We start from the raw sequence: 25,239 nt of genomic DNA, 5'->3' as shown, positions 1-25,239 counted from the left end.
GAGAATCGGCGCCATGCCGACGCCTCCCGAACCCGCCGTCCTGTACCCCGACATCGCCGCCGCCGGCAGCCTCGCCGCCGCGCTCCGCGCGGTCGCGGACGGCGCCCTCGACGACGTACCCCTGACCTCGCCCGACGACGGGCCGCTCACCAGCGCCACGTGTGGGAGCGTGCTGCCGCACCGGGACGCGATGCGCGTCTCCGCCCGGGCCCATGAGCGGAAGTGGTCGGTCGGGGCAGGGGTACCGCTCCTCGACCTGCCCCTCGTCCACGGCGTGACGGACGACCTGGACCAGGTCGCGCGGGCGCTCCGCGCCTGGTACGACGGCCGGACGCCGGACGAGATCCACGCGGCGGCCCCTTCCGTCCGCCCCACCGGCCACCTGGAGCTGGTCGAGCCCGACCCCGCACGCATGGTGGAGTCCGAGTGGCGGTACCTGCGCACGGAGGCGGCCGAACTCGACACCCCCTGGGCGTACGCCCACCGGGACCTGGTCGAAGCGGCGTACGCCGAACCGCGGTTGAGGGCGCTGTACCCCTTCACGAGCCACTGGGCTCTGCGCTTCTCCACCGCGACCCGTCCGGCCCTGGACGTCGTGGGTCCGAGCCTGTACTGCACCGGGGAGGGGGGCTACCGGCTGCGCCGCCTCATGTCGGATCCGGGGCGGTCGTTCGCCACCGCCCGGGAGGCGGTCGCGGAGGCGGTGCGGCTGCTGCCGGAGGCGCTGGGGCCGGTGCGGTACGGCGATGCCCGCCGGGGCGCGGAAAACGAGGTCGAGGCGGCGACGGAAGCCTGACAGGGTGGGACGTTCCCGTGACGGGGGCCGGGTGCGGCCCCTGTCACCGCCACCCGCAGCCGAGAGGATCCCCGTGCCCCGCGCCGTCACCCTGATCCGTTCCTCCTCCCTCTCCGACGTCGCCGAGTACGCGTACGCGGCGACCGCGCCGGCCGACGCCCGGCTGATCTTCCTGGCGGGCGCCTGCCCGCTCGACGCCGAGGGCGCGACCGTCGCCGTCGGCGACGTCGCCGGGCAGGCCGCCGCCTGCGTCGAGAACCTGCGGACGGCGCTGAAGGACGCGGGCGCCGGCATCGAGGACGTCATCAGCACCCGCGTGCTCGTCGCGACGACCCGTCAGGCCGACCTGGTCGCCGCCTGGGAGGTGGTACGGGACGCCTTCGGCGCCCACGACGTGCCGAGCACGCTGATGGGCGTCACGGTGCTCGGGTACCACGACCAGCTGGTCGAGATCGAGGCCGTCGCCGCCGTCCTCGACGCCTGACGGCTCCTCACGCGGGCCGGCGCGTCCACAGCGTCAGGTCGCTGGAGGTGGCGACCGCGAGCGTCTGCCCCGTAGGGGAGAAGCCGGCGGCGCGCAGCGTCGACCAGGTGGAGTGGTGGACGTGCCACCAGCCCTCGGTGTGCGGCGGCCGGTGCCAGTTCCCGCCGTTGTCCGACAGCAGGATCCGGTGGTTCGGCCAGTCGGGGGCCTCGACGTCCACGGTCCAGCCGTCGCCGCTGGTGCTGTGCAGCCCGCCCCCGAACAGTCCGGCGATACGCGCCCGTCGGCCGGTGAGCGGCCCGATCCAGGGGCACGACAGGTCGGGCGTGCCGTCGGGCCCGTCGTCCTCGGGGTCCCGGTCCCGCGCGATCCGCTCGCCCGTCACGCAGTCGAAGACCCCGTACCCCTGGGAGGAGACGACCATCACCAGGTCGTGCCCGCCGACGGGGTCCACGCCGAAGCCGACGCCGGTGAGCCCGCCGACGGCGGCGTATCCGCCGAACACGCTCCGCCACGGCGCCGGCGCCGGGACGACCGGGGCGTCGAGGAGGCGCCGGCGCAGCCCCTCCTGATACGGGGGGAGGGCGGGGGCGCCGGTGTCCGACGGGCTCTTCTCGTGCATGCCCCGATCATCGCGCACGCGGGGATCACGACGGGCCCCGCGGGGGAGGGGCGCTCCCGGGGTCCCCCGCGGCCCCCTCGCGGACCCGCGGTCCCCCGGGCGGCCCCCCCGCGTTCCCCCGGCGGTCCTCCCGTGATCCCTCCCCCGCGTTCCCCCGGCGGCCCCCCCGCGATCCCTCCCCCGGCCGTCCGGCTTTCGTGCGGTGCCGTCCGGTGGCCGGTCCCGGAGGGTCGCGGCCGGATCGTGACGGCGGTGCGGGCGGGGTGGTTCATGGGGGTTCGGCAGGGGATCGACGGAGTCTCCATGTCCATCATGTGTCGGATGCATGACAAGGGGTCAACTTTCTTGATCCGTCCGGCCGTTGCGGCGCAGGCTGCTGCTCACGCCGAGCGGGGCCCCCGCCCCGGCGGTGCGTGCGACCGCACGCGACCCCCACGCCGCGACGCCCGACCCCGGGCGCCACGCCAAGAGGAGGAATCCCTCACCATGGCACTCCCCGCGAACCGCACCGCCCGCCGGGCGCTCATCGCCTCGGCCGCCACCGTCGCCGCGCTCGCCACCGGCCTCACCGTGGCCCCGGCGCAGGCCGCCCCCGCCCCCGCCGAGGGCGTCGTCCTCGCCGCGGGCTCGCCCGACGCGGTGGCCGGCAGCTACCTCGTCACGCTCAAGCCGGACGCCGGCTTCGCCGCCGGCTCCGCCAAGGGCCGCGGTCTGATAGCCGGTTACGGCGGCAAGGTCGGCAAGACCTTCGGCGCGGCCCTCAACGGCTACACGGTCACCCTCGACGCCGCGGCCGCCCGCCGCCTCGCCGCCGACCCGGCGGTGGCGACCGTCGAGCAGAACCAGATCGTCCGCGCGGACGCCACCCAGACCAACGCACCCTGGGGCCTCGACCGCATCGACCAGGCCGCCCTGCCGCTCTCGGGCACGTACACGTACCCGGACAGCGCCGGCGCCGGCGTCACCGCGTACGTCATCGACACCGGCGTACGGATCAGCCACGGCGAGCTCGCGGGCCGGGCCGTCAACGGCTACGACGCCGTCGAGGGCGACACCGTCGCGCAGGACGGCAACGGCCACGGCACCCACGTCGCCACCACCATCGCCGGCTCCACCTACGGCGTGGCCAAGGCCGCCAAGGTCGTCGCGGTCCGCGTCCTCGACGCCAACGGCTCCGGCACCACCGCCGGTGTCGTCGCCGGCATCGACTGGGTGACCTCCCACCACGCCGCCGGAGCCCCCGCCGTCGCCAACCTCTCGCTCGGCGGCGGCGCCTCCACCACCCTCGACAACGCGGTCAAGCGCTCCATCGCGGACGGCGTCACCTACGCGGTCGCCGCCGGCAACTCCGGCGTCAACGCCCGCAACACCTCGCCCGCCCGGGTCACCGAGGCCATCACCGTCGGCGCCACGAGCAACACCGACGCCAAGGCGAGCTGGTCCAACTACGGCGCCGTCCTCGACCTGTTCGCCCCCGGCGTCTCCATCACCGCCGGCTGGCACACCAGCGACACGGCGACCAACACCATCTCCGGCACCTCCATGGCCACCCCGCACGTCGCCGGCGCCGCCGCCGTCTACCTCGCCGGCCACACCTCCGCCACCCCCGCCCAGGTCGCCACCGCCCTCGTGAACGGCGCCACCCCCGACAAGGTCACCACCCCCGGCAACGGCTCCCCGAACCGCCTCCTCCGCCTGGTCCCGTAACCCGCCACACCACGACGACCGCGCCCCGGCGGCCCCTCAGGGGCCCCGGGGCGCGGTCGTTCGATCCAGGCATGCGAGCCGTGCGTCAGGGGACGATCAGGTCCGGAACGAGCGCGCGGAGTTCGGAGACCGGGAGGACGCCGTCGCGGACCAGGCGCGGCGTCTCGCCGCTGAGGTCCACGATGGACGACGACACCGCGCCGGCGGTGCGGCCGCCGTCGAGGTAGACCGCCACCGTGTCGCCGAGCATCGCCTGGGCGGCGTCGCAGTCCTGCGGTGACGGGTGGTCCGTGAGGTTGGCGCTGGAGACCGCCAGCGGGCCCGTGGTCGCGAGGAGCTCCAGGGTCAGCGGGTGGTCGGGCATCCGGACGGCCACCGTGCCGCCGGTCTCGCCCAGGTCCCAGTCCAGGGAGGCGCGGTGACGGACCACCAGGGTCAGCCCGCCCGGCCAGAAGGCGTCGACCAACGCCCGGGCCGCGTCGGGGAGTTCGTCGGTCAGTTCACCGAGGGCGGCGGCCGAGTCGACCAGGACGGGGGAGGGCTTGTGGCGGCCGCGGCCCTTCGCGGCCAGCAGCGAGGCGACCGCCTTCGGGTCGAAGGCGTCCGCCCCGACGCCGTACACGGTGTCCGTCGGCAGGACCACCAGCTCGCCGCGGCGCACCGCGCCCGCTGCCTCGGCGAGGCCCGCCGCGCGGGCCGCCGGGTCGGCGCAGTCGAAGCGGGTCGTCATACCGGGGTGCCCTCCGGTGCGACGACGCCCCGCGTGGTGACCAGGCGGGCGCTGCCCTCGTCCAGCCGGTAGCCGAGTCCGACGACGGCCGTCTCGCCCGCCGCGACCTGGTCGGACAGCAGCCGGGAGCGGTCCAGGAGCAGGTCCACGGTGTGCCGGATGTGCTCGTCGATGATGTCGCTGTCCGCCGTCAGGCCGGCGGTCCTGGCCGCCAGGATGCTCGGCGTCACGCGCTCCACCACGTCCCGGACGAAGCCGCCGGCCGTGAAGCCCTCCTCGACGGCCGCGCGGGCCGCGGCGACCGCGCCGCAGGAGTCGTGGCCGAGGACGACGACGAGCCGCGCGCCGAGGATGCTCGTCGCGTACTCGACGCTGCCGAGGACCTCGGGGCCGATGACGTGACCGGCGGTGCGGACCACGAACAGGTCGCCGAGCCCCCGGTCGAAGATGATCTCGGCCGCGAGCCGCGAGTCGGAACAGCCGAGGATGACGGCGAACGGGTCCTGGCCGGGGGCCAGCTCGGTGCGGCGGGCGGCGTCCTGGTTCGGGTGCTCGGGCGTGCCCGAGACGAAGCGACGGTTGCCTTCGAGGAGCGCGTCGAGAGCAAGGGCCGGAGAAGTTCTGGGCATGCCGCCACCCTATGCGGGCGACCGGGTCCGTGCTATACCGGGTCGCCCCCGCCGGGCCCCTTGTGACGGAGCGCACCCCTGCCGGTCCCTGGAGCGGGGGGCGTCAGGCCGTCGCGTCCCACGCGCGGGTCAGTCCGTCCAGCCAGGCCGGCGGCAGTTCGGCCGCGTCCCACTCCTCCCGCAGCTCCGCCGGGCGGGCGGTGAGCCGTTCCAGGACGGCGAGGCTCGTGGGGGAGTGGACGAGGGTGTACCGCCCGTGGATGGCGATCGCGCTGCCCGGCCCGTACGTGGCGTACAGCCGCTCCAGATGGGGCCGGTGCTCGGCCGCGAACGCCGTCAGCCGTCCCGGGTACGAGGCCCGCTGGCGGACCCCCATCGTCGCGAGCGAGGCCGCGAGGACCTGCTCGGTGACCTCTGGGTCGAGGTCGGACTCCTCGGAGAAGGTGAGGTACAGGGGGACGACCGCCACCTTGGCCCGCTCGACCTCCATCCGGCCCACCCGCGGCCGGGCGTCCGGGTCCTCCCCGGCCTCCGCCGCGACGGCCGCGCCCAGGGCCCGGTCGGCGAGGCCCGCGAGCCCCTCGGTGACGGCCCGTGAGCCGTCGCGCCAGCCCGCGCTGTACGGCTCGCCGCTCCCCGGGGGCGCCTGCCGTCCGGCGCCGGCCAGCGTCTCGTGCGCGACGGCGAGCGCGCCCGCCTCGACGAGGCCGATCAGCTCCTCCGCGTCGCCGGAGTACACCCCCGCCCGCGCGAGGAGCTGGAGCAGCGTCGTCCTCGCGTTGTCGACGCTCGCGGCGTCGAGCTGGAGCCGTTCTTCCCGGGCGGCGGTCATCGGTGGTCCTCCTCCTCGCGGTTCCGGCGCGTACGGGTGCGGCGGACGCGCCTTCGAGGACGCGGCGATCACGGGCCCGCGCCACGCTCCCCTCGCGGCGGCGCACGTACGGGACCGGTGATCGGGTCCTCGAACGCCGAGGTTTCCAGCTTCCCGGCCCCTCCGTCCAGCCGACGTCCCGGTCCCCTCCGACCAGGCACGCGGTGCCATCCCGGCCGTCCGGCCGCCGAGGGCGGCGATGGCCCCGACCCCATGGGGATCACATACCCCCAGGCGGTATAGCGGAAGGTGGGGGCGGGGCAGGGCGCGCGACCGCAGGGAGACACCAAGTGCCAGCACGCGCCCGGCGGGACACGCAGCGCGACACGCACCCCCGACGCGCCCCCGGAGGTCCGTCACGCACGCCGCCCGGCCCGGCGCGAAGCCTCCCCGGCCTCGTCCTCGTGCGCGCGCGGGCCCCGCCGCCCCCACCCCGCGCACGCCGACGCCGCCCGGGCCGGGGACGCCCCGGCGTGACGAACGCGTCAAGAGTCGGCCGATCCGGCGTCAGAACCGCGTCAGGGACCGGGACGGACCGCCCCCTGCCGGGCAAAGCTGCGAGGACGCCCCCGCCGCACCCCCGGCGGGACCGAGCACGCAGGAGGCACCCATGCCCCACACCCCGCTCAGCGCCGGCCGAGGCGCGGCGGACCGAGACCGTGCCGATCGAAGTCCGGTCGGCCGTCGGCCTGTCGACAGGGCAGCCGCCGACAGGGCACCCGCCGACGCGGAGCCCGTCGATCCGGCGCCCTCCGCCCCGGAATCCGCCCGCCCCGGATCCGCCGCCCCGGAAAACGCCGACGCCGACCCGCGGGAACCGGCCCCGGCCGGACGGCTCTGCGTGCCCGTCCGGCCGGGAGCCCACGGCGTCTCGACGCGCCTCTTCCGCACGCCCGTCGGCGCCCGTACGGTCGTCGCCTTCACCAGCCCCGGGCGGCTCCGCGCCACCCTCGGCGCCGCGCAGCCCTGGATCCCGCTCTCCGAGGCCGCGCTGCGCGCGCTCGCCCGCCCGCTCGGGGTGCACACGCTGACCGTCGACCCCGTCCTCACGGCCCCCTACACCCCCGCCCCCACCCGGGAGACCGTCGCGGACCTGCCCGGGGCCCTTCCGGCGACGCCCTGCGCCCGTCGCGTCGACGCGTTCGTGAGGGGGAACGACGCATGACCGTGACCGACCTGCTCGGCGACGAAGCCGTCGACGCCCTCCGGGCGTTCTCCGTCTGGCCCGCCACCGCCACCGAGGAACCCGGCGGCCGGGTCCTCCTCGCCGGTGTGCCGCTGGCCGACATCGCGGACGCCCACGGCACCCCCGTCTACGTCCTCGACGAGGCCGAGATCCGCGACCGCGCCCGCACCTACCGGGCCGCCTTCCCCGCACCCGGGGCCGAGGTGCACTACGCGGCCAAGGCGTTCCTCTGCCGCGGCCTCGTCCGCCTCCTCGACGAGGAGGGACTGGGCCTCGACGTCTGCTCCGCCGGCGAGCTCGAACTCGCCGTCACCGCGGGCTTCCCGCCCGAGCGGATCCTCCTCCACGGCAACGCCAAGTCCCCGGCCGACCTCGACACCGCGCTGCGCCTCGGCGTCGGCCGGATCGTCATCGACGGCCCGGCCGAGATCGCCCGGATCGCCGCCGCCGTCGGGCCGCGCGGCCGCCAGAAGGTCATGCTCCGGGTGACCCCCGGGATCGGCGCCGGGGGCCACGCGAAGGTCCGCACCGGCACGGACGACCAGAAGTTCGGCCTCTCCCTGCGCGACGGTCACGCGCAGCACGCCGTCGCCCGCGTCCTCGACCAGCCGCGGCTCGAACTCACCGGCCTGCACTGCCACCTCGGCTCCCAGATCACCGAGGTCAAGCCCTACCTCACCGCCCTGCGCCGGCTCGTCGGACTCATGGCCCGGGTCCGGGACGCGCACGGCGTCGCCCTGCCGGAGCTCGACCTCGGCGGCGGCCACGGCATCGCCTACCGGCCCGGCGATCCGGTCCTCGACCCGACCGCCCTCGCCCGCCGGCTCCGCGCCGCCCTCACCGAGAGCTGCGCCGCCGCCGGACTGCCCGTGCCCCGGCTGCTCGTCGAACCGGGCCGGGCCGTCGTCGGACCGGCCGGGGTCGCCCTCTACCGGGTCCTCGCGGTCAAGACGACCGCCGGCGGCCGGACCTTCGCCGCCGTCGACGGCGGCATGAGCGACAACCCGCGCCCCGCCCTGTACGGCGTCCGGTACGCGCCCCGCCTGATCGGCCGCCGCTCCACCGCCCCCGCCGTCCGCACCACCGTCGCCGGCCGCCACTGCGAGGCGGGCGACCTCCTCGCCGAGGACGTCGCCCTGCCGGCCGACCTCCGCCCGGGCGACCTGCTCGCGGTGCCGGTGGCCGGCGCGTACCACCTGTCGATGGCCTCCTCGTACAACCTCGTCGGCCGGCCGCCGGTCGTCGCCGTCCGCGACGGCGCCGCCCGGCTGCTCGTCCGGCGGGAGACCCTGGCGGACCTCCGCGCCCGCGACGTCGGTCTGTAGGGCGTCAGGGCCCCGGGGCCGTCACGGCTCCAGCAGGTCCTCGGCGGCGAAGAGTTCCCGCACCCAGTACGCGCTCGCGTCGTGGCTGCTGCCGAGCGGCGTCCCGGGGAAGAGCCGGAACCAGGTGCCCGCGCGGCCCAGTGCCGCCAGCCGGACCGCGAGGCGCGCGGCCCGTCGCAGCTCCGCCGGTGACGGGCCCAGGCCGGTCCAGTGTTCCAGGTACGCGTCCACCATAGGGGCCACGTGCTCGGGGCCGTACGCCTCCCGCACCGCGCGCACCGGGACCAGGAGGCTGCCGAAGGGGTGCGCGACGGACGCGTCGCCCCAGTCGAAGAAGGTGAAGCGGCCGGGGGCCGGGGCCAGGAGCTGCCCGTCGTGCAGGTCGCAGTGGTCGAGCGAGTCGGGCAGGCCGTACGCGTCGAGCTCGGCGCACAGTTCGACCAGCCGCGGCCGCCGGCGCAGCAGCGCGGCGCGTTCGTCCGCGTCGAAGAAGGGGTTGTCGGCGACGAGCGCGTCGAAGGCGTCCGGCAGGTCCCGCGTCCGTGCCCGCGGCACCCCGAGCCCGGCCAGCCGGTCCGCGTACGGGACGAGCCGCCGCTGCATGCCGCCGTACTGCCCCAGCGCCAACGTCCACGCCTCCGGGCCGGCCTCGCCTGCGTCGACGAGCCCGCGGAACAGCGGCCCGCCGTCGGGCAGCAGCGACACCCCGCGGTCGGCGTCCACCGCCAGCGGGGTCATCACATGCCCCGGCACCCAGTCGGCGAGCGCGCGGGACAGCCCGGCCTCGAAGGCGTTCGACGGGGCGCCCGCCTTCAGCCACACCGCGTCCCGCTCGCCCTCGCCGGTGCGGAACCGCACGAGCACCGACCACGGGCGGACCCGCACCTCGCGCGCTCCGGTCTCCTCCAGACCGCGTCCGGCCAGGACGTGCTCGGCCCAGCCGAGCACGTCCCGCCGCCACTCCTCGTCGTCCCAGGGGGTCACGGCGTCCGGGAACCGCCCCCGGTCCACCACCGTCGTCCGCTCGTCGTTCATGCGCATCCGGCGATTCCACCACCGGCCCGCTCCCTGACGCACCGGAATATGCGAGGCCCGGCGCCCCGCCCGTGCCGCCCCGCCCATGGCGCTCCGGCCCGCGGCCTGGCACCGTGGGCGCCACCGGCGGCCGGGGCGGGCCCGGGCCGGGAGGGCGAGGGAAGGGCGGGGCCACGATGAGCGGGGCGTTCGGCGGGCGGTACGGCGACTACCAGAACGAGATCTACCTCGCCGGGCTCGGCGGCGTCCTCCCCGCCCACCCCATGACCTACGCCGACCTGGAGGCCCGGGCGAGCGCGGCGCTGCCGCCGTCGGTGCTGTCGTACGTGGCGGGCGGGGCCGGCGACGAGTTCACCCAGCGGGCGAACGTCGCGGCCTTCGAACGCTGGGGCCTGGTCCCCCGGATGATGGTCGGGGCGACCCAGCGGGACCTGGGCGTCGACCTGTTCGGGCTCCGGCTCCCCTCGCCGCTGTTCATGGCCCCGGTCGGCGTCATCGGGCTCTGCGCCCAGGACGGCCACGGCGACCTCGCCACCGCCCGCGCGGCCCGCCGGACCGGCGTCCCCATGGTCGCGTCCACCCTGAGCGCGGACCCGATGGAGGAGGTCGCCGCGGAGTTCGGCGACACCCCCGGCTTCTTCCAGCTCTACACGCCCACCGACCGGGACCTCGCGGAGAGCCTGGTGCGGCGCGCCGAGGCCGCCGGGTTCCGGGGGATCGTCGTCACCCTCGACACCTGGGTCACCGGCTGGCGGCCCCGGGACCTCGCCGGAAGCAACTTCCCGCAGCTGCGCGGCCACTGCCTCGCCAACTACACCTCCGACCCGGTCTTCCGCGCCCGCCTCGCCAAGGCGCCCGAGGAGGACCCCGGGGCCGCGATCCTCGAATGGGTCGGCGTCTTCGGCAACCCCCTCACCTGGGCCGACCTGCCCTGGCTGCGCTCCCTCACGGACCTGCCGCTGATCCTCAAGGGGCTCTGCCACCCCGAGGACGTGCGCCGTGCCCGGGACGGCGGGGTGGACGCGGTGTACTGCTCCAACCACGGCGGCCGGCAGGCCAACGGCGGACTGCCCGCCCTCGACGCCCTCCCTGGCGTCGTCGAGGCCGCCGACGGACTGCCCGTCCTCTTCGACTCGGGCGTCCGCACCGGCGCGGACGCCGTCAAGGCGCTCGCCCTCGGCGCGACCGCCGTCGGCGTCGGCCGCCCCTACGCGTACGGACTGGCGGCCGGCGGCGAGGACGGCGTCGTGCACGTCCTGCGCTCGCTGCTGGCCGAGACCGACCTGATCATGGCCGTCGACGGCTACCCCTCCCTCGCCGACCTGCGCGCGGAGGGCGCGCTCCGCCGCCTCTGACCGTCCGGGGCCGGGTCCTCAGGCGGGCGGGCGGGAGACGTCCGCCACCAGGTCGCCGACCGTGCTGTCGGGGAGCCGGCGGGCCACGTCGGCCTGGGCGATGATCCCGACCAGCACATGTCCGTCGATCACCGGGATCCGGCGGATCCTCCGGTCGGCCATCAGCTCCAGGACCCGCTCCAGGGAGTCGTCGGCGCCGACCCACACCAGCTCGCCCCGGGCCAGCTCGCCCGCGGTGCACGCGGACGGGTCACGGCCCTCGGCGACCACCCGCACCACGATGTCGCGGTCGGTGAGCATGCCCTTCAGGCGTTCGTCCGGCCCGCAGATCGGCAGCGCGCCGACATCGAGCTCGACCATCTTCCGCGCGGCTTCGACCACGCTCTCGTCGCTCCGGACGCAGGTCACGTCCGGAGTCATGATCTCGCGTGCCTTGGTCATGGCGAACCCTGCCGCTCCTCGTGACGTCGTGGACTCCCGTACACACGGCGGCTGCCCCGTCCCCCCGACCGCATGCGCGATCCGGCCGGCGGAGCACGTACAAGATCTAACAAAACGGGCATAAGTGGTCATTCGCCACTAGAGTCTGAGCGGCCCGACGCTCTTCACTTCGCGCCGAACCGCGGCGCGAGCGCACCGGCGAGGTACGCCCCATGACCACAGCGGAACCCAGCGCCGAGACCGCCTCCGGCGGCCCCCCACCGGCGGTCAAGCTCACCCTCCTGACGCTCACCGCCATGGTCGTCGGCTCCATGGTCGGCGCCGGCGTGTTCTCACTGCCCCGCCGCTTCGCCCAGGAGACCGGTGTCGCGGGCGCGCTCATCGCCTGGGCCGTCGCCGGCACCGGCATGCTCATGCTCGCCTTCGTCTTCCAGACGCTCGCCGTGCGCCGGCCCGACCTGGACGCCGGCGTGTACGCGTACGCCAAGGCGGGCTTCGGCGAGTACCTGGGCTTCTTCTCCGCCTTCGGCTACTGGGCCAGCGCCTGCGTCGGCAACGTCACCTACTGGGTGCTCATCATGTCGACCATCGGCGCCGTGGCACCCTCCCTCGGCGACGGGGACACCGCCCTCGCGATCGTGCTCTCCTCGGTCGGCCTCTGGGGCTTCTTCCTGCTCATCCGGCGCGGGGTCAAGGAGGCGGCGGCGATCAACCGGATCGTCACGGTCGCCAAGATCGTGCCCATCCTGGTCTTCGTCCTCCTCGCGGCCTTCTGTCTCGAGCCCGCCGTCTTCGCCGACAACTTCGCCGGCGCCGACTACGCGGGCTCCCTCTTCGACCAGGTCCGCGGCACCATGCTCGCCACCGTCTTCGTCTTCCTCGGCGTCGAGGGCGCCAGCGTCTACTCCCGGCACGCCCGGCGCCGCGAGGACGTCGGCCGCGCCACCGTCCTGGGCTTCCTCAGCGTCTTCGCCGTCTTCGCCTCGGTCACCATCGTGTCGTACGGCATCCTGCCCATGAGCGAGATCGCCGAACTGCGCCAGCCCTCCATGGCGGGCGTCCTGGAGGCCGCCGTCGGCACCTGGGGCAAGGTCTTCGTCAGCGTCGGCCTCGTCGTCTCCGTCCTCGGCGCCTACCTCGCCTGGACCCTGATGGCCGCCGAGGTCCTCTTCGTCGCCGCCAAGGACGACGACATGCCCCGCTTCCTCGGCCGCGCCACCAAGAACGACGTCCCCGCCCCCGCCCTGCTCATGACCACCGCGCTGAGCCAGGCCGTGCTCGTCGTCACCGCCTTCTCCGACGACGCCTTCAACTTCGCCCTCGACCTCACCAGCGCCCTCAGCCTCATCCCCTTCCTCCTCGCCGCCGCCTTCGCCGTCAAGATCGCCCTGCGGCCCCGGCAGAACCGGGTGACCGGCGACAGCACCCGGCGCGAACTCGTCGTCGCCGCCGTCGCCACCCTCTACACCACCTTCCTGCTGTACGCGGCCGGGCTGAAGTTCGTCCTGGTCTCCCTGATCCTCTACGCCCCCGCCACCCTGCTCTTCGTCAAGGCCCGCCGGGAGCAGGGCCGGCGCCTCTTCAGCCCCCGCGAGGCGGTCGTCTGCGCCCTCTCCGTGGCCGGTGCCGCCGTCGGCGTCGTCGCCCTCGCCGTCGGCTGGATCGAACTGTGAGCGCCCGCGAGCGCCCCCGGGAGCGGCGACCCCGCAGGCAGCAGCCCCGCGAGCGACAGTCCCGGGTGCGGCAGCCCCGCGAGCGGCAGACCCCAGTGCAGCAGACCCGAGAAACGACCCTTCCGGAAAGGAACGGCCAGCGATGAATCCCGCCACCCCCGAGGCCACCCGCCCCCTCGGCGTCCACTCCGAGGTCGGCTGGCTCCGCAAGGTCCTCGTCTGCTCGCCGGGCCTGGCCCACCGCCGGCTGACCCCGACCAACTCCGACGACCTCCTCTTCGACGACGTCATGTGGGTGGAGAACGCCCAGCGCGACCACGCCGACTTCGTCAACAAGCTCGTCCAGCGCGGTGTCGAGGTCGTCGAGCTGCACAACCTGCTCACCGAGACCATGGCCCTGCCCGAGGCGAGGGCATGGCTCCTCGACCGCAAGATCACCGCCAACGAGGTCGGCCTCGGGCTCATCGACGACACCCGCGCCTTCCTCGACTCGCTCGCCCCGCGCGAACTCACCGACTACCTGATCGGCGGCCTCTCCACCGCCGACCTGCCGCTGGACGTGCGCTCCGGCCACGCGGCCCTGGCCCGCGAGGGCGTCGGGGCCCGCGAGTACCTGATGCCGCCGCTGCCGAACACCCTCTACACCCGGGACACCACCTGCTGGCTGTACGGCGGCGTCACCCTCAACCCGCTGTACTGGCCCGCCCGGCACGGCGAGACCCTGCTCATGAAGGCGGTCTACACCCACCACCCGGACTTCAGGGACGCCACCGTCTGGTGGGGCGACCCCGAGCAGGACTGGGGCCAGGCCACCTTCGAGGGCGGCGACATCATGCCGGTCGGCGACGGCGTCGTCCTCATGGGCATGAGCGAGCGCACCTCGCGGCAGGCCATCACCCAGGTCGCCCGCGCCCTGTTCGAGCACGGCGCCGCCCGGCAGGTCGTGGTCGCGGGCATGCCCAAGCTGCGCTCCGCCATGCACCTCGACACCGTCTTCACCTTCGCCGACCGCGACGTCGTCACGCTCTACCCGAAGATCATGGACGCGGTCCACACCTTCTCGCTGCGCCCCTCGGACCGCGCCCCCGGCGTCGAGATCACCGACGAGGGCGACACGCCCTTCACGGACGTCGTCGCCAAGGCCCTCGGCCTGCCCGGGCTGCGGGTGATCGAGACCGGCGGCGACGTCTACGCCTCCGAACGGCAGCAGTGGGACAGCGGGAACAACGCCGTCGCCCTGGAGCCCGGCGTGGTCTTCACCTACGACCGCAACACCCAGACCAACACGCTGCTGCGGAAGGCGGGCATCGAGGTCATCACCATCGTGGGCGCTGAGCTGGGCCGCGGACGCGGCGGCGGCCACTGCATGACCTGCCCCCTCGTCCGCGACCCGATCGACTTCTGACGCCGCGACCGCTACGCGTACGTCTCGAACTCGGCGACCCGCGGGGTGCCGGTGGCGCCGGTGATCTCGAAGGTGACCTTGCTCAGCGAGGTCGCCGGGAAGGAGATCGTGCCGGCCGCGCCGCCGGTGGCGAGGACGGCGCCGGTGTCGGCGTTCAGCAGCCGCCAGCCGGTGACCGTGCCCGCCCCGGACGCCTCGCGGACGCGGACCGACGAGATCGTCGTCGGGGCGCTCCACTTGACCGAGACGGAGCCGGTCGTGCCGACGGGCGACCAGTACGTGCTCAGGCTGCCGTCCCGGACGTTGCCGTAGCTGGTGCCGTCGGCCTTGCTGGAACCGTCCGAGCCGGCGCCGATGCTCAGGTTGGTCCCGGACGGCGGGGCGGTGGTGGCGGTGGCCGTCGGGGTGGGCGTGGGGGTCGGGGTGGGCGTGGGCGTCGCGGTGGCGGTCGGGGTGGGCGTCGGGCTCGGGGTCTGCGGGGTGCAGGAGCCGTCCGAGACCAGCAGGCCCTTGCCGGCGCCGGCCGTGCGCGCCACCACGTCGGGGACGCAGGACGCGTTGTCGAGGGTGTAGGCGTACGGGACCGACACCGAGGTGTTGGAGACCGGGTTCGGGCCCGCCGGGCGGTAGTCGGTGCCGGCGGGGGACCAGGTCACGTTGTCGAAGACGTTCCCGGCGACCTGCCAGTAGCCGGCCGCGTCCGTGTAGAACGTGCCGAGGACGTCCTTGGAGTCCTCGAAGTAGTTGTTCTCCACCTTGGCGCGGGCGCCGGCCCGGGAGTTGATGCCGGACTCGTTGAGCTGCCGGTAGTGGTTGTCGTACATGTGCGCGATGCCGCCGCGCAGCAGGGGCGCGCGCGAGTCGATGTTCTCGTACAGGTTGTGGTGGTACGTGATGAAGCCGTTGCTCAGCTCGGTCTCGCTGGAGCCGACCAGGCCGCCGCGGCCGGAGTTGCGCAGCACGCTGTAGGAGAGCGTCACGTACTGCGTGTTGTCCTTCATGTCGAACAGCCCGTCGTAGCCCTCGGACTCGCCGCCGGACGCCTCCAGGGTGACGTGGTCGACCCAGACGTTGCGGACGTCGCTCTCCATGCCGATGGCGTCGCCGCCGTTGGAGACGGGGGAGCCGGACTTCTTGACGTTCCTGACCGTCACGTTCTGGATGATGATGTTGCTCGACTCGCGGATGTGGATGCCGAGCTGGTCGAAGACGGCGCCGGAGCCGACGCCGACGAGCGTGACGTTGCTGATCTGCTTGAGCTCGATGACGCCGTCGGCGGTGTTGCAGCTGGTGCCGGAGACCTTGGCGGTGTTGGCGTGGTTGATGGTGCCCTCGACCTGGATGACGATCGGGGTGCTGCTGGAGGCGCGGCCGCAGAGGGCCGCGTGGATCTGGGTGCCGGTGGTCGCGCGGACGGTCTGGCCGCCCGCGCCGCCGGTGGTCCCGCCGTTCTGGCTCGCGTAGCCGGTGGCGCCGGCGGTGGCGGCCGAGGCTTCCGGGATGGTCAGGACCGCGCCGGTGGCCGCTGCGACCGCCATGGCGGCCAGCGCCGCGCGGAGCCGGGTGGAGGGGGATCGTCGTCCCATGCCTGCCCTTTCGTAGACGTCCGTGGGGTCACGGACGTATGTCGTCGTCAGCCCCGTCCCTGGGTAACGCAACATAGAAAGCGCTCTCCAGAAAGCGCTTTCGGCGCGTGACGATAGGGGCGCCGCGCGGTACCTGACAAGGCTTCGGACACGACGGACCCGAATCCGGCCCCGCGGCGGCGGCGGGGCGGCGCCGCCGGTCTCGCCGGTTCCGGAGGGCGGGGGTGCGACGGAGGCCCCTGCGGACCGGCTTCCCGAGCCGGTACGGCGCGGTGCGCCCGTTCCGGGCCCCCGCGCTCGCCCCTGCCGCACGCCGACCGTCACGGGATACCCGCCGCCGGCATCGCCCGGCGGACGCCGCCGGCCTGACGGCGCGACGGATACGGGGTGGGGCGCGGGCGGTCCGCCGTGATAGGCACTACCTGCACGGGGGAGGTGCGGGCCGGTCAGGCCGCGCGGAGGCGCGGAGGGGGCGGCGGGGGGCGCGGTCGAGCGCCGCCGCGGTCATCGACCCCGTCGGACCGGCACCACCGAACGGAAACACGGGAGACACCGCATGCGCGTCAAAGCCTTCGACCACCTCGTCCTCAACGTCACCGACGTCGAGCGCGCCCTCGCCTTCTACACCGACCGGCTGGGCCTCGCGCCGGAGCGGGTCGAGGAGTGGCGGGCCGGCAAGGTGCCGTTCCCGTCCGTCCGGATCGACGAGGGCACCGTCATCGACCTCTTCTCCCGGCCGCGAGGCGAGTCCAACGTCGACCACATCTGCCTCGTCGTCGACCCGCTCGACTGGCAGGAGGTCATCGACTCCGGCACGTTCGACGTCCTGGAGGGCCCCGTCCCCCGCTGGGGCGCCCGCGGCTCGGCCCAGTCCGTCTACGTGAAGGACCCGGACGGCAACACGGTCGAACTCCGCTGGTACCCGCAGGACGTCCAGGCGTAGAACCGCGCTCCCCGGAGTCGTCCGGCCTGGCAGGCTGCCGCCATGACCGACGACACCTGGACCACCATCGCCCGCCTCCACGACTGGCTCACGGCCCATCAGGAGCTGCCGCCCGGCCAGGAGATCCTGCTCCGCGTCCTCAAGCTGTCCGAGGAGGTCGGGGAGGCGGCGCAGGCGGTGATCGGGGCCACCGGACAGAACCCGCGGAAGGGGACCAGCCACAGCTGGGGTGACGTCGAGGCGGAGCTCTGCGACGTCGTCATCACCGCCATGGTCGCCCTGCGCACCCTCACCCCGGACGCCGCCGAGGTCTTCGCCGGGCACCTGCGGCGGGTGGCCGACCGTTCGCTTCCCGGATGACCGGATAATGGGCACGGTGATCGACAGACAGCTCCGCGTGGTCCTGGCCGAGGACTCCGTCGTCCTGCGCGACGGCATGGTCGAACTGCTCGGCGCCCGCGGCTGCCGGGTGGTCGCCACCGCCGGTACGGCGCCCGGGCTCGTCGCAGCGGTCGACGAACACCGGCCCGACGTGGCCGTGGTGGACATCCGGATGCCGCCCACCCACACCGACGAGGGCATCCGTGCCGCCGTCGAGATCCGGGCCCGCACCCCCGACGTCGGCATCCTGGTCTTCTCCCAGCACATCGAGACCGTCTGGGCCGCCCGGCTGCTGGCCGACGGAGCGGCGGGCGTCGGCTACCTGCTGAAGGAACGCGTCGCCCGCACCGACGAGTTCGTGGCGGCGCTGCACCGGGTCGCGGGCGGGGGCACGGCGCTCGACCCCGAGGTCGTCACCGGGCTGATGCGCGGCGGGCGGCGCGGTCCCGTGGACACGCTGACGGCGCGCGAGCGCGAGGTGCTGGAGCTGATGGCCCAGGGCCGTTCCAACCGCTCCATCGCCGCGTCGCTGGTGGTGTCGGAGCGGGCGGTGGAGAAGCACGTCGCCGCCGTCTTCGTGAAGTTCGGCCTGCGCGCGACCGACACCGACAACCGGCGCGTGAAGGCCGTCCTCACGTACCTCGCGGAGAGCGCCGGCTGAGCGGGCACCGCTCACAGGTGCGACGGGAGTTCCGCCGTGACCGTGGTGGGCCCGCCGGGCGGACTGTCGACGGTCAGGACGCCGTCCACCGCCGCCAGCCGCTCGGCCAGCCCCGCCAGACCCGTGCCGCCGCCGGGCGCCGCACCGCCGCGCCCGTCGTCGCGGACGGTCAGCCGGACCCGGCCGCCGGCGGCGCTCGCCGCGACCTCGGCCCCGCGCGCGCCACTGTGCCGGGTGACGTTGGTGAGGAGTTCGGCGGCGCAGAAGTAGACCGCCCGCTCGACCGCCGGGTCCGGCCGTTCCCGCAGATCGAGGCGGAGGGCGACGGGTACGGGCGAGGTGGCGGTCAGTCCGGGCAGCGCCTCGGCGAGGCCGCCGTCGAGCGCCACCGGCCGGATCCCCCGGGTGAGCAGCCGCAGTTCGGCGATGGTGTCGTCGGTCTGGCCGCGGGCGCGCTCCACCAGGCCGCGCGTCCGCTCCAGGTCCGGGCCCGCGGCGGGCGCGAGGGCGTCGTCGGCGAGCGAGAGGGTGATGGCCAGGGCGACGAGCCGGGCCTGGGTCCCGTCGTGCAGGTCGCGCTCCAGGCGGTGCAGCCGGTCGGTGTTCTCCGCGAGCAGCACGGCCCGGGCCGCCTCCAGCCGCCTGACCCGCCGCTGCGCCGGTGCCGGGCCGAGCAGCAGGGCCGCCAGCCGCCGGTTGGCTCCGCTCAGCGCCCTGATCGCGCCGGGCACCGCGGCGAGCAGCAGCAGACCCAGCGGCACGGAGACGGCGTCGGCCCAGCCGAACGCCCGCGGCTCCGTCTCCAGGAGCCGCACCCAGAGCGGGAAGCCGATCAGCCAGCCGCAGCCGAGCGGGAGCGCCACCGCGGCGGCGAACCCCAGGACGCCGAGCGGCAGCCGCAGCACCAGGTAGAGCAGCGTCCGCCAGCCGACCGGGTCGGTCAGCACGGCGCGGCCGCGCGCGACCGGGCCCGTGGCGCGGGGGAGCGGCGCCGGCGCCTCGACCGGTTCCCCGAGCAGCCGGCCGACGAGCCTCCGGTGCGGGGCGCCGAGCGCCCGCGCGCCCAGCAGCGCGGCGACCACGAACGGCAGGCCCAGCACCGTGAGCGACAGCAGCACCCCCGCGTACAGGACGGCGATCGCGTAACCGCCGCAGAGGAGGGCGAGCGGCAGCCCGGCGGCGGCGAAGAGCCATTCACCGCCGCCGAGGGAGAACCATCCCCTGCCCCCGGGTCCGGAACCGCCCCCGGCACCGCCCCCAGAACCCGACCCGCCCCCAGAACCCGACCTGCCCCCAGGAGCGCCGCCCCCGCCCCGGCCTCGCGGCTCAGTCACCGTCACCACCCACCCGTTCCACCGCCGGGCCACGGACCGCCCGAACCCCCGTCACCAGGATGACCGGGACCGTCAGCGCCGCCGCGCCCGCCACGATCCACCCGCAGGCGGCCAGGGGGACGGTCGGTACGGCCGAGCCGGTCACGGCCGTGCTGAAAGCGGCGCCCGCGGCACCCGCGACGGCGGCGCCGAGCAGCACGCCCACCACCGTGGTCAGCACGGCCTCCACGGTCAGCATGCGCAGCAGCTGCGACGAGGTCGCGCCCACCAGCCGCAGCAGCGCGAACTCCCGGCGCCTCCCCGCGGTCACGGCGACCAGGGTGTTGACCGTGGAGACGGCCGCGAAGCAGACCAGCAGCGCCAGCTCGCACTGGCGCAGCCACACGTCCGTCGCCGAGGTGACGCCGGACGCCGTCGTGCCCGGTGCGTTCCCCGCGGTGCTCGTCATGATCGACATGGTGCCCGACAGGCCCACCAGGAGCGCGACGGGCACCACGGCGGACGAGAGGCGCCGCGCGTACCCGCGCAGGTGGGCGTCGGCCAGCCATCCCGACCGGGGCGCCAGCAGCCGGACCGGCGCGCCCGACGCCGCCGCCAGAAGACGCGCCGCGAGCGGGCCGAGCAGGGCGACCGCGACCAGCAGCACCAGCGAACCGAGCAGCGCCGCCTGCCCCGCCTTGTCCGCCTCCGCCACCGGCCGCGTCGCCGCCAGCCGCAGCAGCAGAGCGCCTCCGGCCAGCGCGCCGACGCCGGCGAGCAGTCGCGGCGCGCCGGTCCGCGCGTGCTCGGTCGTACTGGCGGCGAGGGCGGCGGCCGGCGCGATCCGGGAGATCCGCCGGGCGGCGACGGCCGTGCCGGCCAGGCCGACGGCGAGGGCGGCCGCCAGGGCGAGCACCGGGGGCAGGAGGGTGTCCGGCACCCGCAGGCCGGGGGCGGCCATGCCGCGCCGCTGGAGCTCGCCGAGGAAGCGACGGGCCGCGGCGGCGCCGGCGACCCACGCCGGCGCGGTGACCAGCAGCGTCGTCGCGACGACCTGGCCGCGGACCAGACGGCGCGTCTGGCGGGGGGTGGCCGCGACGGTGCGGAGCAGGGCGAGTTCGCGGTGCTGCTGCCGGAGGGCGAAGCCGAGCGCGTTGACCACGACGAAGAAGGCCACCAGGACGGCGATCTCCCCGAACGCGCCCGCGATGACCATCGGACCGGGCCCGGCGACCGCGCGCGGGTCCTCCTCGCGGGCGGTGAGACCGGCGGCGAACAGCAGGCCGAACAGCGTCAGGGTGGCGATGGCCAGGAAGAGGGCGACGGCAAGGCCGGCGAAGGCGGCCGGACGCCGGCGGAGCGGCGCCAGGGCGAGCGTGACCACCGGGCTCACCCGCCCAGCCGGCTCAGGCGTTCGGCGACCCGCGCGGCGGACGGCCGGTCGAGCGCGTCCACCAGGACCCCGTCGGCGAGCAGCAGCACCCGGTCCGCGTACCCGGCGGCGACCGGGTCGTGGGTCACCATGACGCAGGTCTGCCCCTCCCGGTCCACCCCGGCGCGCAGCAGGGCGAGGATCTCGTGGCCGGTGGCCCGGTCGAGCGCGCCGGTCGGTTCGTCGGCGAAGAGCACCCGCGGGCGGGAGACCAGCGCGCGGGCGATGGCCACCCGCTGCTGCTGCCCGCCCGACAGCTGCCCGGGGCGGTGCCGCTCGCGCCCGGCGAGCCCGACCCGGGCGAGGGCGTCCAGGACGCGGCCCCGGTCGGGGCGTGCGCCGGCCAGCCGGCCGGGCAGCTCGACGTTCTGGGCGACGGTCATCGCCGGCATCAGGTTGAACGCCTGGAAGACGAAACCGACCCGGCTGCGCCGCAGGACCGCCAGCCGCCGCTCGGGCAGCCGGGAGATCTCCGTACCGCCCCACCAGACGGAGCCGCCGGTGGGCCGGTCCATGCCGGCGAGGCAGTGCAGCAGCGTGGTCTTGCCGGAGCCCGACGGCCCCATCACCGCCGTGAACGTGCCGGGCGCGAGGGTCACCGACACCCCGTTCAGCGCCCGTACGGCCGCACCGCCCCGCCCGTACACGCGGCGCAGGTCCTCCGCCCGCGCTGCTGCTTCCGTCCCGATGTCCTTCGCCGTCTCGATCATGCCCTCATCCTCGGCGGACGGGCCCCGGCCGGGCGATGGTGCCCGCCCCCGAACCGGGGGTTCGGAAAACCGAACCGCCCGTATCCGGAGCCGTCAGGACGTGGTGGGGGCGAGGCGGTCGCGGAGGGTCGCGCCGGCCGGGTCGAGGCCGGTGATCTCGACGGTCTTGCCGCGCCGGGCGTACGCCGCCTCGACGGCGTCCAGCGCGGCGACGGCCGACGCGTCCGAGACCCGTGCGGCGGACAGGTCGATCACCACCCGGTCCGGGTCGCCGGCGTGGTCGAAGCGGTCGGCGAACGCCTCCGCGGAGGCGAAGAACAGCTCGCCCGAGACCCGGTACACGACGGTCGTCCCGTCGGGGTCGGCGACCGACGTGACGGTGGTGCGGCGGGCGACCCGCCGGGCGAAGACGAGGGTGGCGGCGACCGAGCCGACGACGACGCCGAGCGCGAGGTTGTGGGAGACCAGGACGCAGGCCAGCGTGACCAGCATGACGACGGTCTCCCCGACGGGGGTGCGCCGCAGGGTGCGCGGGGCGACCGACTCCCAGTCGAAGGCGGCGACGGACACGATCACCATGACCGCCACCAGCGCGGCCATCGGGATCCGCGAGACCACCGGCCCGAGGACCACGCACAGCACCATCAGGAACACGCCGGCGAGGAAGGTGGAGACCCGGGTCCTGGCGCCGGCCACCTTGACGTTCATCATCGTCTGGCCGATGACGGCGCAGCCGCCCATGCCGCCGAAGAGACCGGTGACGACGTTCGCGACGCCCTGCCCGACCGACTCCCGGGTCTTGTTCGACGGGGTGTCCGTGAGGTCGTCGACGAGCTTCGCCGTCAGCAGCGACTCCACCAGCCCGACGAGGGCGACGGCGAGGGCGTACGGGGCGATCGTCGCCAGCGTGCCGGCGGTGAACGGCACGTCCGGCAGGCCGGGGACGGGGAGTGCCGACGGCAGCTCGCCCCGGTCGCCGACGGTCGGCACCGCGATTCCGGCGGCCACCGTCACCAGGGTGAGGACGGTGATGGTGACGAGCGGGGCGGGTATCAGCGTCGTCACCTTCGGGAAGAGGACGAGCAGGACGATGCCGCCCGCGATGAGCCCGTACACCGCCACGGGCACGTTCCGGGTCTCGGGGAGCTGGGCGAGGAAGACCAGGGCGGCCAGCGAGTTCACCGAGCCGACCAGCACCGGACGCGGCACGAACCGCATCAGCTTCGCCACCCCGACGAGCCCCAGCACGATCTGGAAGAGGCCGGCGAGGATGACCGTGGCGATCAGGAACTGGACGCCGTGCTCCCGGTTGACCGGCGCGATGACGAGCGCCACGGCCCCGGTGGCGGCCGAGACCATCGCCCGCCGTCCGCCGACGATCGCCGTCGTGACGGCCATCGTGAACGAGGCGAAGAGCCCCATCGCCGGATCGACCCCGGCGATCACGGAGAAGGCGATGGCCTCCGGGATCAGCGCCAGGGCGACGACGAGCCCCGCCAGCACCTCGGTCCGCCACACCCGCGGATCGCGCATCCAGTCGGGCAGGGGGCCCCGGAACCGGGAGACGGCCGGGGCGGAGGCGGAGGCGGAGGCGGGAGCGACGGCGGAAGGCAAAGGAGAGGGACCTGTCGTACGGGGGAGGGGGGCGAGCCCCGGGCGGCGGTTCGGCGGCGCGGCGGCCGGGGCGACCCGAAGACTTTACCGGTCCGCGCCGCCCGGGACCGGCCGTCTGTTCGACGGGGGTGGTGAGGCGCCGGGCCGGAGCGGGTGTCAGCTCTCGCGCACCGGGTGCTTGCTGAGGATCGACACCCGGTTGAAGGCGTTGATGGTGATGGCCACCCAGATCACGGCGGCGAGCGCGGCGTCGTCCAGGACCTCGCGGGCCTCGGCGTAGGCCCGGTCCTGCGCGTCGGCCTCGGCCGGGTGGGTGGTGGCCTCGGCGAGGGCGAGGGCGGCCCGCTCCTTCGGGGTGAAGAGCCGGGTGTCCCGCCAGGCCGCGAGCACGCCGAGGCGGCGGGGGGTCTCGCCGGCGGCGAGGGCGGCGCGGGTGTGGGTGTCGAGGCAGTAGGCGCAGCCGTTGAGCTGGGACACGCGCAGGTTCACCAGCTCGACCAGGACGCGGTCGAGCCCGGCGGCGTCGGCGGCGTCCCGGACCGTCTGGGCGGTCCTGACGTACGCCTTGAAGACGTCGGGGGTCTGCTTGTCGAGGAAGATCCGCTGCCCGGCCGGTGCCGCCACGGCGTCGCTCACTGTCCGCTCCTTCGCCTTGCCTCGTCCCGCGAGTGCCGCGGGTGGCGGGGACATCATCCCCCGACTGATGGTTGAAAATCAAACTAACTTGGGGAGGGCGGGGCGAGGACGGCACCGGGACGGCCGGGGAGCCCGCCGCCCGCTGAGGGCGACGAGCTCCGGGAGGGAGAGGTGCGGATCACCAGCGGTACCACCGTGAACCCGAGCCGTGGAACAGGAAGCCGAGCACCCACAGGACCAGCACGGCCAGGGCGATGTACCAGAGGGCCTCGACGGCGAAGCCGGTGCCGAAGAGCACCAGGATCAACAGGAGAACGAGCAGGAGCGGGACCATGACAGGGCCTTTCGAGTGTCGGGGAACGGGCGGGCGGACCGATGCCGGGCGCCGGGGGTCAGCGGGGCGGCATCGGCTGCCGCCCGTCCGGGAAGCCGGGAGAACCGGAAGAAGGGGGAGGGCGGGGAGGAGGGGGTGGAGAGGGTGGGGCAGGCGGTACGGGACCGGGCTCCGCGCCCGGCGAGCGCGCCGCGCCGGCGGGCCGGAGCCGGCCGCGCCAGCCGCCGGTCGCCCCGTGCCGGTCCTCCACGAAGTCCTTGAAGCGCCGCAGGTCGCCCGAGACCCGGCTGGACACCACGCCCAGCGCCGCGGCCGCCTTCTCCGCCGGCCCCTCGGGCTCCAGCTCCAGCACCAGCCGCACGCGCGTGTGCGTGGCGCCGACCGGCTCGAAGGTCACGACGCCCCGCTGGCGTACGTCGCCGCCCACGGTGCGCCAGGCGATCCGCTCGTCCGGCGCCTGGTCGACGATCTCGGCGTCGAACTCCCGGCGCACCCCGGCGATGCTCGTCCGCCAGTGCAGATGCCGCTCGTCGGTCTGCCTGACCGCCACCACGCCGTGCATGAAGCGCGGGAACTCCTCGAACTGCGTCCACTGGTCGTACACCCGCTTCAGCGGCGCCTGGACCAGGATGGTGTCGCGGACCACGTCGTCACCTCCTCGCACGGCCGGACGGAACCGGTGCCTCACCCCGCGACTGCCCCGCGGCGGGCCGAGCACTCGCGCGAGCGCGGACCTCGGTCCTCGGCTCTTGTCCCGGGACCGCGCGTCGCGGAGGATCTTCCTTGATCGACCAGGTGGGGACACGAGGGGAAGGGTCGAAGCGCGATGACGACGCTGATCAAGGGGGGCAACGGCTTCGTGCCCTCGGTGCCGCTGCGGATCGCCGTACGCGGTCGGGGCCTGGACGCGATGGCGCTCCTGCTCACCGAGCGGGGGCTCGTCCGGGGCGACGCCGACGTGGTCTTCCACGGCCAGCCGGCGCACCCGAACGGCGCCGTGAGGTTCGCCCGGGCCGAGGACGGCGGCGACTGGCTGGAGGTCGGGCTGCCGGCGCTGGAACCGGACGTGGACCGCGTGCTCGTCGTCGGCTCCACGGACCGGGGCGCCCTCCGGGACGTGCCCGGGCTCTCGGTGGAGGCGTTCGCCCCCGACGGCACCCCGGTCGCCCGCTACGACGTGACGGACGCCGCGGGGGAGACCGCGATGGTGCTCGCCGAGCTCTACCGGCGGGCCGGCGGCTGGAAGCTCCGGGCCGTCGGGCAGGGCTGGGCCAACGGCCTGGAGGGCCTGGCCACCGACCACGGCGTCCACGTCGCCGGCGCGGAGCCGCAGACCACCCCCGCCCCCGCCCAGGCCCCCGCGCCCGCTC

The 25,239-nt window shown here is 75.1% G+C and carries 26 protein-coding genes; 12 read left to right on the top strand and 14 right to left on the bottom strand.

Features of this window, described 5'->3' with window-relative positions; translation table 11 throughout:
• The first annotated feature begins 13 nt into the window (after nucleotides 1–13).
• Together IF73_RS0125465 and IF73_RS0125460 are read left to right on the top strand one after the other, a co-directional pair.
• The gene (locus tag IF73_RS0125465) at nucleotides 14–796 is read left to right on the top strand and encodes a DUF6193 family natural product biosynthesis protein (RefSeq protein WP_051717292.1); all 783 of its coding nucleotides are present in this window, start codon (nucleotides 14–16) and stop codon (nucleotides 794–796) included.
• 73 nt (nucleotides 797–869) lie between these two features.
• The gene (locus IF73_RS0125460; protein WP_031012020.1) at nucleotides 870–1,280 is read left to right on the top strand and encodes a RidA family protein; all 411 of its coding nucleotides are present in this window, start codon (nucleotides 870–872) and stop codon (nucleotides 1,278–1,280) included.
• Nucleotides 1,281–1,287: 7 nt separating this feature from the next.
• Here the strand turns inward: IF73_RS0125460 and IF73_RS0125455 are convergent, their stop codons facing one another.
• Nucleotides 1,288–1,902, bottom strand: a complete 615-nt coding sequence (locus tag IF73_RS0125455; RefSeq protein ID WP_051717290.1) for a hypothetical protein — start codon at nucleotides 1,900–1,902, stop codon at nucleotides 1,288–1,290.
• Nucleotides 1,903–2,388: 486 nt separating this feature from the next.
• Between IF73_RS0125455 and IF73_RS0125450 the strand changes: the two genes are divergently transcribed.
• Entirely contained in the window at nucleotides 2,389–3,609 is a 1,221-nt protein-coding gene (locus IF73_RS0125450) for a S8 family peptidase (RefSeq protein ID WP_031012016.1), read from the top strand.
• Nucleotides 3,610–3,694: 85 nt separating this feature from the next.
• Here the strand turns inward: IF73_RS0125450 and IF73_RS0125445 are convergent, their stop codons facing one another.
• The 3 genes from IF73_RS0125445 to IF73_RS0125435 all read right to left on the bottom strand — a co-directional run bounded on the left by IF73_RS0125445 (nucleotide 3,695) and on the right by IF73_RS0125435 (nucleotide 5,800).
• Entirely contained in the window at nucleotides 3,695–4,339 is a 645-nt protein-coding gene (locus IF73_RS0125445; protein WP_031012014.1) for an L-threonylcarbamoyladenylate synthase, read from the bottom strand.
• Nucleotides 4,336–4,968: a carbonic anhydrase gene (locus IF73_RS0125440; RefSeq protein ID WP_031012012.1), complete on the bottom strand. Its 633-nt coding sequence runs from the start codon at nucleotides 4,966–4,968 to the stop codon at nucleotides 4,336–4,338. The genes IF73_RS0125445 and IF73_RS0125440 overlap by 4 nt, the downstream gene beginning before the upstream one ends.
• Before the next feature lie 103 nt (nucleotides 4,969–5,071).
• On the bottom strand, nucleotides 5,072–5,800 hold the full coding sequence (locus tag IF73_RS0125435; RefSeq protein WP_031012011.1) for a hypothetical protein: 729 nt from the start codon (nucleotides 5,798–5,800) through the stop codon (nucleotides 5,072–5,074).
• A gap of 880 nt (nucleotides 5,801–6,680) precedes the next feature.
• On the opposite strand from IF73_RS0125435, the gene IF73_RS39780 reads away from it, so the two are divergent.
• Together IF73_RS39780 and lysA are read left to right on the top strand one after the other, a co-directional pair.
• Complete coding sequence (locus IF73_RS39780) at nucleotides 6,681–7,004, top strand: SAV_915 family protein (protein WP_051717298.1); 324 nt, start codon at nucleotides 6,681–6,683, stop codon at nucleotides 7,002–7,004.
• Nucleotides 7,001–8,350 (top strand): diaminopimelate decarboxylase, encoded by a 1,350-nt coding sequence (gene lysA, locus IF73_RS0125425; RefSeq protein WP_031012006.1) that lies wholly within the window; start codon nucleotides 7,001–7,003, stop codon nucleotides 8,348–8,350. Before IF73_RS39780 ends, lysA begins: the two co-directional genes overlap by 4 nt.
• A 21-nt stretch (nucleotides 8,351–8,371) precedes the next feature.
• Here the strand turns inward: lysA and IF73_RS0125420 are convergent, their stop codons facing one another.
• Nucleotides 8,372–9,391 (bottom strand): phosphotransferase, encoded by a 1,020-nt coding sequence (locus tag IF73_RS0125420; RefSeq protein WP_031012004.1) that lies wholly within the window; start codon nucleotides 9,389–9,391, stop codon nucleotides 8,372–8,374.
• Nucleotides 9,392–9,561: 170 nt separating this feature from the next.
• On the opposite strand from IF73_RS0125420, the gene IF73_RS0125415 reads away from it, so the two are divergent.
• Nucleotides 9,562–10,740: a lactate 2-monooxygenase gene (locus tag IF73_RS0125415; protein ID WP_031012002.1), complete on the top strand. Its 1,179-nt coding sequence runs from the start codon at nucleotides 9,562–9,564 to the stop codon at nucleotides 10,738–10,740.
• 18 nt (nucleotides 10,741–10,758) lie between these two features.
• Here IF73_RS0125415 and IF73_RS0125410 read toward each other — a convergent pair whose 3' ends face one another.
• A complete protein-coding gene (locus IF73_RS0125410; RefSeq protein WP_031012000.1) occupies nucleotides 10,759–11,181 on the bottom strand; it encodes a CBS domain-containing protein in 423 nt (140 codons plus the stop codon).
• Nucleotides 11,182–11,393: 212 nt separating this feature from the next.
• On the opposite strand from IF73_RS0125410, the gene IF73_RS0125405 reads away from it, so the two are divergent.
• A complete protein-coding gene (locus IF73_RS0125405) occupies nucleotides 11,394–12,854 on the top strand; it encodes a basic amino acid/polyamine antiporter (protein ID WP_031011998.1) in 1,461 nt (486 codons plus the stop codon).
• A 142-nt stretch (nucleotides 12,855–12,996) separates the two neighbouring features.
• Entirely contained in the window at nucleotides 12,997–14,259 is a 1,263-nt protein-coding gene (locus IF73_RS0125400) for an arginine deiminase (protein ID WP_031011996.1), read from the top strand.
• A gap of 11 nt (nucleotides 14,260–14,270) precedes the next feature.
• Here the strand turns inward: IF73_RS0125400 and IF73_RS0125395 are convergent, their stop codons facing one another.
• Nucleotides 14,271–15,845 carry a pectate lyase family protein gene (locus IF73_RS0125395; protein WP_031011994.1) on the bottom strand — a complete coding sequence of 525 codons (1,575 nt, stop codon included), beginning with the start codon at nucleotides 15,843–15,845 and terminating at the stop codon, nucleotides 14,271–14,273.
• Nucleotides 15,846–16,401: 556 nt separating this feature from the next.
• On the opposite strand from IF73_RS0125395, the gene IF73_RS0125390 reads away from it, so the two are divergent.
• Genes IF73_RS0125390 through IF73_RS0125380 form a run of 3 tightly spaced genes read left to right on the top strand, consistent with a single transcriptional unit; the run spans nucleotide 16,402 to nucleotide 17,830 of the window.
• Nucleotides 16,402–16,788, top strand: coding sequence for a VOC family protein (locus IF73_RS0125390; RefSeq protein WP_031011992.1), 387 nt, complete (start codon nucleotides 16,402–16,404; stop codon nucleotides 16,786–16,788).
• Between the two features lie 42 nt (nucleotides 16,789–16,830).
• The gene (locus tag IF73_RS0125385) at nucleotides 16,831–17,148 is read left to right on the top strand and encodes a MazG-like family protein (RefSeq protein ID WP_031011990.1); all 318 of its coding nucleotides are present in this window, start codon (nucleotides 16,831–16,833) and stop codon (nucleotides 17,146–17,148) included.
• 7 nt (nucleotides 17,149–17,155) lie between these two features.
• The gene (locus IF73_RS0125380) at nucleotides 17,156–17,830 is read left to right on the top strand and encodes a response regulator transcription factor (RefSeq protein WP_063833477.1); all 675 of its coding nucleotides are present in this window, start codon (nucleotides 17,156–17,158) and stop codon (nucleotides 17,828–17,830) included.
• Nucleotides 17,831–17,841: 11 nt separating this feature from the next.
• On the opposite strand, the gene IF73_RS0125375 is transcribed toward IF73_RS0125380, so the two are convergent.
• From IF73_RS0125375 to IF73_RS0125345, 7 genes are all read right to left on the bottom strand, one after another.
• The gene (locus IF73_RS0125375) at nucleotides 17,842–19,164 is read right to left on the bottom strand and encodes a sensor histidine kinase (RefSeq protein WP_078868250.1); all 1,323 of its coding nucleotides are present in this window, start codon (nucleotides 19,162–19,164) and stop codon (nucleotides 17,842–17,844) included.
• Nucleotides 19,157–20,527, bottom strand: coding sequence for an FtsX-like permease family protein (locus tag IF73_RS0125370; RefSeq protein WP_031011984.1), 1,371 nt, complete (start codon nucleotides 20,525–20,527; stop codon nucleotides 19,157–19,159). The genes IF73_RS0125375 and IF73_RS0125370 overlap by 8 nt, the downstream gene beginning before the upstream one ends.
• A 5-nt stretch (nucleotides 20,528–20,532) precedes the next feature.
• Nucleotides 20,533–21,285 carry an ABC transporter ATP-binding protein gene (locus IF73_RS0125365; RefSeq protein ID WP_031011983.1) on the bottom strand — a complete coding sequence of 251 codons (753 nt, stop codon included), beginning with the start codon at nucleotides 21,283–21,285 and terminating at the stop codon, nucleotides 20,533–20,535.
• A 93-nt stretch (nucleotides 21,286–21,378) separates the two neighbouring features.
• Nucleotides 21,379–22,818, bottom strand: a complete 1,440-nt coding sequence (locus tag IF73_RS0125360) for a SulP family inorganic anion transporter (RefSeq protein ID WP_051717296.1) — start codon at nucleotides 22,816–22,818, stop codon at nucleotides 21,379–21,381.
• A 237-nt stretch (nucleotides 22,819–23,055) separates the two neighbouring features.
• Nucleotides 23,056–23,535: a carboxymuconolactone decarboxylase family protein gene (locus IF73_RS0125355; protein WP_031011981.1), complete on the bottom strand. Its 480-nt coding sequence runs from the start codon at nucleotides 23,533–23,535 to the stop codon at nucleotides 23,056–23,058.
• A 178-nt stretch (nucleotides 23,536–23,713) separates the two neighbouring features.
• The gene (locus IF73_RS0125350; RefSeq protein ID WP_031011979.1) at nucleotides 23,714–23,869 is read right to left on the bottom strand and encodes a hypothetical protein; all 156 of its coding nucleotides are present in this window, start codon (nucleotides 23,867–23,869) and stop codon (nucleotides 23,714–23,716) included.
• A gap of 58 nt (nucleotides 23,870–23,927) precedes the next feature.
• Complete coding sequence (locus IF73_RS0125345; protein ID WP_063833476.1) at nucleotides 23,928–24,515, bottom strand: SRPBCC family protein; 588 nt, start codon at nucleotides 24,513–24,515, stop codon at nucleotides 23,928–23,930.
• Between the two features lie 180 nt (nucleotides 24,516–24,695).
• Between IF73_RS0125345 and IF73_RS0125340 the strand changes: the two genes are divergently transcribed.
• Nucleotides 24,696–25,239, top strand: a 544-nt coding sequence (locus IF73_RS0125340; RefSeq protein ID WP_031011975.1) for a TerD family protein, incomplete at its 3' end; no start/stop codon positions are given.

This window comes from Streptomyces sp. NRRL F-5727, from assembly GCF_000719555.1.
Taxonomy (GTDB): Bacteria; Actinomycetota; Actinomycetes; order Streptomycetales; family Streptomycetaceae; genus Streptomyces.
This window is presented reverse-complemented; position numbering and strand designations above follow the sequence as displayed.

What these genes read in the sequence shown, in the direction of transcription:
- IF73_RS0125360 (WP_051717296.1), bottom strand. Translation starts at nt 22,818, where the DNA reads ATGCGCGATCCGCGGGTGTGGCGGACCGAGGTGCTGGCGGGGCTCGTC.
- IF73_RS0125450 (WP_031012016.1), top strand. Translation starts at nt 2,389, where the DNA reads ATGGCACTCCCCGCGAACCGCACCGCCCGCCGGGCGCTCATCGCCTCG.
- IF73_RS0125350 (WP_031011979.1), bottom strand. Translation starts at nt 23,869, where the DNA reads ATGGTCCCGCTCCTGCTCGTTCTCCTGTTGATCCTGGTGCTCTTCGGC.
- IF73_RS0125445 (WP_031012014.1), bottom strand. Translation starts at nt 4,339, where the DNA reads ATGACGACCCGCTTCGACTGCGCCGACCCGGCGGCCCGCGCGGCGGGC.
- IF73_RS0125365 (WP_031011983.1), bottom strand. Translation starts at nt 21,285, where the DNA reads ATGATCGAGACGGCGAAGGACATCGGGACGGAAGCAGCAGCGCGGGCG.
- IF73_RS0125390 (WP_031011992.1), top strand. Translation starts at nt 16,402, where the DNA reads ATGCGCGTCAAAGCCTTCGACCACCTCGTCCTCAACGTCACCGACGTC.
- IF73_RS0125435 (WP_031012011.1), bottom strand. Translation starts at nt 5,800, where the DNA reads ATGACCGCCGCCCGGGAAGAACGGCTCCAGCTCGACGCCGCGAGCGTC.
- IF73_RS0125380 (WP_063833477.1), top strand. Translation starts at nt 17,156, where the DNA reads ATGGGCACGGTGATCGACAGACAGCTCCGCGTGGTCCTGGCCGAGGAC.
- IF73_RS0125415 (WP_031012002.1), top strand. Translation starts at nt 9,562, where the DNA reads ATGAGCGGGGCGTTCGGCGGGCGGTACGGCGACTACCAGAACGAGATC.
- IF73_RS0125440 (WP_031012012.1), bottom strand. Translation starts at nt 4,968, where the DNA reads ATGCCCAGAACTTCTCCGGCCCTTGCTCTCGACGCGCTCCTCGAAGGC.
- lysA (WP_031012006.1), top strand. Translation starts at nt 7,001, where the DNA reads ATGACCGTGACCGACCTGCTCGGCGACGAAGCCGTCGACGCCCTCCGG.
- IF73_RS0125420 (WP_031012004.1), bottom strand. Translation starts at nt 9,391, where the DNA reads ATGCGCATGAACGACGAGCGGACGACGGTGGTGGACCGGGGGCGGTTC.
- IF73_RS0125455 (WP_051717290.1), bottom strand. Translation starts at nt 1,902, where the DNA reads ATGCACGAGAAGAGCCCGTCGGACACCGGCGCCCCCGCCCTCCCCCCG.
- IF73_RS0125410 (WP_031012000.1), bottom strand. Translation starts at nt 11,181, where the DNA reads ATGACCAAGGCACGCGAGATCATGACTCCGGACGTGACCTGCGTCCGG.
- IF73_RS0125465 (WP_051717292.1), top strand. Translation starts at nt 14, where the DNA reads ATGCCGACGCCTCCCGAACCCGCCGTCCTGTACCCCGACATCGCCGCC.
- IF73_RS0125400 (WP_031011996.1), top strand. Translation starts at nt 12,997, where the DNA reads ATGAATCCCGCCACCCCCGAGGCCACCCGCCCCCTCGGCGTCCACTCC.
- IF73_RS0125385 (WP_031011990.1), top strand. Translation starts at nt 16,831, where the DNA reads ATGACCGACGACACCTGGACCACCATCGCCCGCCTCCACGACTGGCTC.
- IF73_RS0125405 (WP_031011998.1), top strand. Translation starts at nt 11,394, where the DNA reads ATGACCACAGCGGAACCCAGCGCCGAGACCGCCTCCGGCGGCCCCCCA.
- IF73_RS0125395 (WP_031011994.1), bottom strand. Translation starts at nt 15,845, where the DNA reads ATGGGACGACGATCCCCCTCCACCCGGCTCCGCGCGGCGCTGGCCGCC.